This window comes from Stenotrophomonas sp. 2619 (genome assembly GCF_040548725.1).
Classification (GTDB): Bacteria; Pseudomonadota; Gammaproteobacteria; order Xanthomonadales; family Xanthomonadaceae; genus Stenotrophomonas; species Stenotrophomonas maltophilia_AP.
The window spans coordinates 100,197-107,258 of sequence record NZ_JBEPSF010000018.1 but is presented as its reverse complement, the minus strand read 5'-3'; the positions used below and the strand labels follow the sequence as shown (position 1 = coordinate 107,258).

General features: G+C 67.9%; 7 protein-coding genes. 4 read left to right on the top strand and 3 right to left on the bottom strand.

All coding sequences use genetic code 11. The features are described from left to right. The first annotated feature begins 273 nt into the window (after window positions 1–273). Window positions 274–1,605 carry a M1 family metallopeptidase gene (locus tag ABIA71_RS17265; protein WP_354286805.1) on the top strand — a complete coding sequence of 444 codons (1,332 nt, stop codon included), beginning with the start codon at window positions 274–276 and terminating at the stop codon, window positions 1,603–1,605. 29 nt (window positions 1,606–1,634) lie between these two features. Here the strand turns inward: ABIA71_RS17265 and ABIA71_RS17260 are convergent, their stop codons facing one another. Continuing rightward, window positions 1,635–2,315 (bottom strand): hypothetical protein, encoded by a 681-nt coding sequence (locus ABIA71_RS17260; protein ID WP_354286803.1) that lies wholly within the window; start codon window positions 2,313–2,315, stop codon window positions 1,635–1,637. Window positions 2,316–2,538: 223 nt separating this feature from the next. On the opposite strand from ABIA71_RS17260, the gene ABIA71_RS17255 reads away from it, so the two are divergent. Then, the gene (locus ABIA71_RS17255; RefSeq protein ID WP_354286802.1) at window positions 2,539–3,258 is read left to right on the top strand and encodes a hypothetical protein; all 720 of its coding nucleotides are present in this window, start codon (window positions 2,539–2,541) and stop codon (window positions 3,256–3,258) included. Between the two features lie 65 nt (window positions 3,259–3,323). On the opposite strand, the gene ABIA71_RS17250 is transcribed toward ABIA71_RS17255, so the two are convergent. After that, entirely contained in the window at window positions 3,324–3,920 is a 597-nt protein-coding gene (locus ABIA71_RS17250; protein WP_354286801.1) for an O-acetyl-ADP-ribose deacetylase, read from the bottom strand. Window positions 3,921–4,166: 246 nt separating this feature from the next. Next, entirely contained in the window at window positions 4,167–5,126 is a 960-nt protein-coding gene (gene cysK, locus ABIA71_RS17245; RefSeq protein ID WP_354286800.1) for a cysteine synthase A, read from the bottom strand. A gap of 204 nt (window positions 5,127–5,330) precedes the next feature. On the opposite strand from cysK, the gene ABIA71_RS17240 reads away from it, so the two are divergent. Further along, on the top strand, window positions 5,331–6,314 hold the full coding sequence (locus ABIA71_RS17240) for a LysR family transcriptional regulator (RefSeq protein ID WP_038686579.1): 984 nt from the start codon (window positions 5,331–5,333) through the stop codon (window positions 6,312–6,314). Between the two features lie 183 nt (window positions 6,315–6,497). Further along, window positions 6,498–6,995: a DUF2946 family protein gene (locus ABIA71_RS17235; RefSeq protein ID WP_354286798.1), complete on the top strand. Its 498-nt coding sequence runs from the start codon at window positions 6,498–6,500 to the stop codon at window positions 6,993–6,995. The last annotated feature ends 67 nt before the right edge of the window (window positions 6,996–7,062 follow it).

The window sequence follows — 7,062 nt, the reverse complement described above, 5'->3', positions numbered from 1 at the left end:
CCCCCCCCCCCCCCCCCCCCCCCCCCCCCCCCCCCCCCCCCCCCCCCCCCCCCCCCCCCCCCCCCCCCCCCCCCCCCCCCCCCCCCCCCCCACCCCCCCCCCCCCCCCCCCCCCCCCCCCCCCCCCCCCCCCCCCCCCCCCCCCCCCCCCCCCCCCGACTCCATCGAACATCGCCGGGTTGTTTCCAGGTCCACCACCGTTGTGATGGCGTGCCGCACGCATCCATCGTGGCATGGCAGGATGCGCCAGGCCTGGGCGAGAAGGGAGTCGAAGATGGCATGCCGTTCGTTGTTGCACGCGCTTCTGTTGATGCCGTTGTTGTTTGCCGTGCGTGCACATGCGTCTGCACCGCGCGCGTTTGATGTCATCAGCTACGAAGTCGCGCTTGAACCGGACATTCAGCAAAAGCGCCTGCAGGGAAAAGTGAGGGTGTGGTTCGACGCGGTCCAGCGCGTGCAGACATTGACCCTGGATGCCGGCGAGCTGGACATAGCTTCGGTCACCCAGGGCGGGCGTGCGCTGCAGTTCGAGCAGACCAACGGCCGCCTTCGGATCACGCTGGCCGAGCCGATACCTTCAGGCGCCTTCGGCAACGTTCGCATTGCATACTCCGGCGCGCCCCGCTTCGGGCTGGAGTTCGCCCCCGAGCGCGACGAGGTCTACACCGTGTTTTCCACCAGCCAGTGGATGCCCTCGGTGGATGCGCCCGATGAACGTGCCCTGCTGGCGTTGTCGGTGACCCTGCCGCCCGGCCTGCTGGCCACCGGCACCGGGCGCGCATTGCCCACGCGCGTGCTGGCCGACGGCCGCATCGAACACCGCTGGCAGCTGGACACTCCGATGCCCGGCTATGTGTACGGCTTTGCCGCCGGCCGTTACCAGCAGGCGGTGCAGCAGCATGGGCCCATTGCACTGCGTTTCCTGTCGGTGGATCGAACCCCGGCACAACTGCAGACGCTGTTTGCCCGCACCGGCGACATGCTCGACTTCTTCGCTGCGCGCGCCGGGCTGCCCTACCGCGGTGAGAGTTACCAGCAGGCACTGGTGAAACGTACCATCGGCCAGGAAATGGCCGGGCTGTCGCTGATGTCCGAAGACTACGGGCAGGGCGTGCTGGACGATCCGGATGACACCGCGCTGATGGCGCACGAGGCCGCCCACCAGTGGTGGGGCAACCGGGTGACCTGCGCCAGCTGGGCGCATTTCTGGCTCAACGAGGGCATGGCCAACTTCATGACCGCCGCCTACCTGCAGCATGCGCAGGGCGAGGCGGCCTACCAGGCGCAGGTGCAGGGCTGGCGCACGCGGCTGGATGCGCTGCGCGCCAAAGGCGCCGACCATGCGCTGGTCTATGCCAACTGGGATGCGCCGACCGGCGACGACCGCGCGGTGGTCTATCGCAAGGGCGCGTATGTACTGCACCTGCTGCGCGTCGAGTTGGGTGAGGATGCGTTCTGGCGTGGCCTGCGTGATTACACCCGCGCCTACGACGGGCGGTCGGTGACCACCCTTGATTTCCAGCACGCGATGGAAAAGGCCGCCGGGCGCTCGCTGCAGCCGTTCTTCCAGCAGTGGGTATACAGCGCAGACACAACGGCGCGCTGAACACGCCGGTCAAGGCATGCGCCGCCGCCTTACGGCAATGACGGCCCATGGATGCCGTTGATGCTGGCATCGGACGAGAAGATGAAACGGTGCTCGACGCGGCCGTCCTTGCCGGCAACGGTCACATCGATCATCGAATAGGCGGGCGTGTTACCGGCCAGCGACAGCGACTGCCGCCACTGCTCGACCTGCGCTGCGTCAGCGCCGCTGCCCGTGGAGATCGTGCCGGCACACAGGCTCAGTCCGCAGGCAAAATTCTGCATCGACAGCGCCGGATTTTCCTTCAGTGCGGCCTGCAACGTCCGGGAATACGCGTCGGTCAGTTCCGCCGCTTCGGGAACACGCATGGACTGCTGGGCGATCAGCGACAGGTAGTGATCGAAGGCGTCGCCCTTCAACGCGAGCATGGCCTGGTCGAAGGAGAGTTCCGAGCCCTGCAACATCGCAGATTCGAATGTCAGATAGGCAGCCGTGCTGGAGGCGTGGGGCAGCGAAGGCGGCAGGCCCTGCGCGGCGGGTGTCCTGGCGTCCGGTCCGTTGTGCGGCGGTGTCGGTCGGGTAGGTCCTGACGTGATGGATGCAGTCGAGCCCGCCGCAGCGTCGCGCGGGCCGGGCATGCTGGCCAGGGAGCGCGGCTGCAGCAACAACCAGGCGCCGGCCAAGACGGCGACCGCCAGGCTGATCCCCCACAGCATGCTTCCCTTGCTCATCCCATTCTCCGTGGTGGCTGCGGCGTCGGTTGCGATACCGCTGCACCGTAACCGTGTGGTACCGCAGAAACACTATCGGCGCGACGCAGGTGGAAATAGAACACAGTTCACGTTTCGATTCACGCCATGCGCAGTAGTCTGGATTTAGATGCATTGAAGCTATTGCTTCACGCATCTGAACGCGCGGTCCACGATGACCGTGGGGTGTACGGAAGGGCGTGCCATGCGCCCGGTTGCAGTCCGACGTTCCGGCTTCTCCATGTGTCATTCAAAGGGAATGTTCTTTCCAACAGGAGTAGGAGTGATGATGAAGCGTCAACTGTTTCCCGGTGTAGTGGCAGCACTCGTTGTGGGAGGGCTGCTTGCGGGCGCCGCATTCGCGGCCACCCAGACCATCACCGCGAGCACCCGCAACGGTGGCTCCACCTCGGGCAATGCCATTGCCACCTCGGCCTCGCGGATCACCTGCACGCAGGCCTCCGGGGGCAGCCCCGGCACCATCCCACGCTGCAGCGTGCAGGCGCCGGGCTGGAACGGCGTCGTTGAAGTGGGCAAGTCGATTGGTACCACGGGCGCTGGCAATGTCGTGCTCAACTGCAACGGAACGTACCCCGCGACCGGCGGGTTGAGCTGCGCTGCGCAGATCGACGATACGGTGTGCACGGCATCGCAGACCATTTCCGGTGCGGCCAGTGGCGGCAATTCGTATCGCGGCCTGGCAGCGGTCAAGGCCAATGCCACCATCCAGTGCGTTTCTGCCACAGGGGGCACCAACGGCACCACCTGCGGCATCCAGGCGCCGGGTGCCAATGCGTCGATGACGGCGGGCCAGACCATCGCATCCTCGGGACCGGGCACGGTCTCCATTTCCTGTGGCGGTCAGTATCCGGCTGCTGGCGGTGGGCTGAGCTGCACCGCGCAGGTCACCCAGGTCTGTCCGTGATCGGCACCGCATGAAAAAAAACGCCGGCATACGGCCGGCGTTTTTCGTGCATCAGGCGCTTCCGCTCAATGCGAGGCGGCCAGGCCAGCATCGCCCAGCGGCGGCATCACCAGCGGGCGCGGCTCGTCCGCGCTCTGCCCAGCCGCGGCCAGTGCCTGCAGGTAAGCCTTCGCGGTGGCCGTGTTGAAGGCCACCAGTACGATCCGCTTGGGCTGCGCATGGCTGCGTTGCCACGCCAGGGTTTCGGTCACGGCCACCTGTGCCGCCTGGTGGATCGGGTAGCCGAACACCCCGCAACTGATCGCCGGGAACGCAATCGACTGCAGGCCCAGCGTTTCGGCCAGCTGCAGTGACTTCCAGTAGCAATTGGCCAGCAGCGCTGGTTCGTCACGCTGGCCGTCCTGCCAGACCGGGCCCACCGTATGGATCACGTGGCGGGCCGGCAGGTTGTAGGCCGCCGTGGCACGCACCTCGCCGGTCGGGCAGCGCATGCCCGGGCGGATCTCGGGCAGGGCCTGGCATTCGGCCAACAGCGCAGGACCGGCCGCGCGATGGATCGCACCGTCCACGCCACCGCCGCCAAGCAGGGATTCGTTGGCCGCATTGACGATCGCATCCACCGCCAGGGTCGTGATGTCGCCCTGCCACACTTCGATCTTCATGCGTGCCGCTCCTTGATACTGATACCGGGTCCATACAACGGATGACTGCTGCCTCGCACGTTACCGGGCGGGGGATCTAGGCTGCGTCATCATCGTCTCAGGCAGCGCGACCCGATGTGCGCCGTCCTGCAGTTCACACGATGCGGTCCATTGCCTTCACCGAAGATGAAGGCAATATCGATAGCTGAATACGAAGACGCCCACCGGGCGGTGGGCGTCTCGGGGTCCATCAGACCAACGCGGGGCTCAGGGCAGACCGGCCAGCCAGTCGTCGTCGGAGCCCTCGTTGATGTCGGCAAACAGCGGGGTGGAGAAGTAGCGCTCGCCGGTGTCGGGCAGCATTGCCAGGATCACGCTGCCCTTGTCGGCGCGGGCGGCGATGTCCAGCGCGCTGGCCACGGTGGCCCCGGCGGAGATGCCCACGAAGATGCCTTCCTCGGCCGCCAGGCGGCGCGAGGTTTCGATCGCGCGGGCATCGTCGATGCTCAGCAGTTCATCGTACACGCCGCGGTTGAGCACCTCCGGCACGAAGTCCGGGGTCCAGCCCTGGATCTTGTGCGGCTTCCATTCCTCGCCCTTGAGCAGTGCCGCGCCGGTGGGCTCGGTGGCGATGATGCGGGTGTCCGGGCGGGCCACCTTCAGCACCTCGCCCACGCCGGTCAGGGTGCCGCCGGTGCCCCAGCCGGTCACGAAGTAGTCCAGGCGCTTGCCGGCGAAGTCGCGCAGGATCTCCGGCGCGGTGGTGTTGCGGTGGTAGGCCGGATTGGCCGGGTTGGCGAACTGGCTGGCCAGGAACCAGCCGTGCTCGTCGGCCAGCTCCTTGGCCCGGCGCACCATGCCCGAGCCGCGTTCGGCTGCGGGGGTCAGGATCACCTTGGCCCCGTAGGCGCGCATCAGCTTGCGGCGCTCGATGGAGAAGGTCTCCACCATGGTGGCCACGAACTTGTAGCCGCGTGCGGCCGCCACCATCGCCAGCGCCACGCCGGTGTTGCCCGAGGTCGCTTCGACGATGGTGTCGCCGGGCTTGAGCACGCCGCGCGCTTCGGCGTCCAGGATGATGGCCAGCGCCAGCCGGTCCTTCACCGATCCGCCGGGATTGAACGACTCGACCTTGGCGTAGACGGTGACGTGGTCGGGGGCGATGCGGTTCAGGCGGACCACCGGGGTGTTGCCGATGGTGTCCAGGATCGAGTTGTACAGGGCCATGGGAATGCTCCAGGGAAGTCCGTTCACCGCGCCCGGCGCGGCAGGGGGAGGGCAGGGCGGGGATGCTCCGGCAGACCGTAGCCCCGGCATATGCCCCCGGGAAATGACCTGATACCCTTCTTAAACAACATTTGGTTATAAGCTGGTGACGGCAATTGCCCTACAGTCGGATTGCCCTCCCTTCGCCTGCCGTGCCACACGCCCATGACGCTGACCCAACTCCGTTATCTGGTGGCCATCGCCGACGCCGAGCTCAACATCACGCTCGCCGCGTCGCGGGTGCATGCCACCCAGCCTGGCCTGTCCAAGCAGCTCAAGCAGCTGGAAGACGAGCTGGGCTTCCTGTTGTTCGTGCGCAAGGGGCGCAGCCTGGAAGCGGTCACGCCGGCCGGCGTGGAAGTGATCGGCCGCGCACGCGCCGTGCTGGGCGAAGCCAACAACATCCGCACCTATGCGGCCAACCAGCGCCGCGAGAGCCAGGGCCAGCTGGTGCTCACCACCACCCATACCCAGGCGCGCTTCGTGCTGCCGCCGGCGGTGGCGAAGATCAAGCAGGCCTACCCGCAGGTCAGCGTGCACCTGCAGCAGGCCGCCGAAAGCGATGCGCTGGACCTGCTCAGCCAGGGCGATGCGGACATTGCCATCATTTCCACCGCGGGCGCCGAACCCAGCGCCGGTATCGCCATTCCGCTGTACCGCTGGCGGCGGCTGGTGCTGGTACCGCGCGGGCATGTGCTGGACCGTCCCGGTGCGGCGCCGGACCTGCAGGCGCTGTCCACCCAGCCGTTGATCAGCTATGAATCCTCCACCCGCGGCAGCTCCTCGCTGCAACGTGCCTTCGCCAGCGCCGGGCTGACCCCCGACATCGCGTTGACGGCGCTGGACGCGGACCTGATCAAGACCTACGTGCGCACCGGCCTGGGCGTTGGCCTGCTGGCGGAGATGGCGGTCAACGCCAGCGACGAAGACCTGCGCGCGTGGCCGGCCCCGGCACCGATCGACGAGTGCATCGCGTGGGCGGTGCTGCCGCGTGACCGGGTGCTGCGCGACTACGCGCTGGAGCTGGTGCACGTGCTGGCCCCGCAGATCGACACCCGCGACCTGCGCCGGGTCATCGACGGCAACCAGGAGGCCAACTGGCCGCTGCCGCCCACCTGGGAATCGCTGACGCAGACCATCACCGTCTGAGAAGCGACGGGGATGGCCGCGCGTGCGTCCTCTGGCCTGCGCCTTTGGCGCGCCCCCTTCAACTGAAGAGCGCTTTTCTCCAGAGGGGGGAGGAAATCGGCCGGGGATCTGCAAAGGCCGCTGCGACGGTTGGTCGCAGGGCGCCGGGCCGCCCGATCCACGGTCGGGCGCTACCATGACGCGGTGAACCGTCGCCGCCGCCCGTATGCCGTCCTGCTGCAGCTCGCCTTCGTGGCGACGTTGCTGATGGCGCTGGCGCCGCTGGTCAGCCGCTGGCAGCAGGCACACGCCGATGCGCCGCTGATGCTGATGCCTTCGGGCATGGCCCATGCGCTGCCGGTTGCCGACGTTCCCGCCGACCCGCACGCCGGGCACGGCATGCCGGCCGCGCACCACCACCACGCGATGCCGATGCATGACATGCCGATGGACAGCATGGCCACCCAGGCCGCCGCGGCGTCACCGACCATGCACACCCCGCCGCTCGACGCGCACGCCGGCCATGGCGAGGCCTGCGAGTACTGCATGATGGCCTCGCGGCTGATGCCGTGGCTGGCGGTCCTGATCCTGTTGCTGCCGGCGCTGCCGGTGATCGCCCCGACGGTGCTGCGCGCCGTTGCCACGCCGCGCAGCCTGCACTGGCCCGCACATGCCGCCCGCGGCCCGCCGCTGAACGCCTGAAACCGCCGATGTTCTTTCCTGCTGCGTGACGCCGTGATGGCGGCGCGCGCCTGTGCGTTTTCTGGAG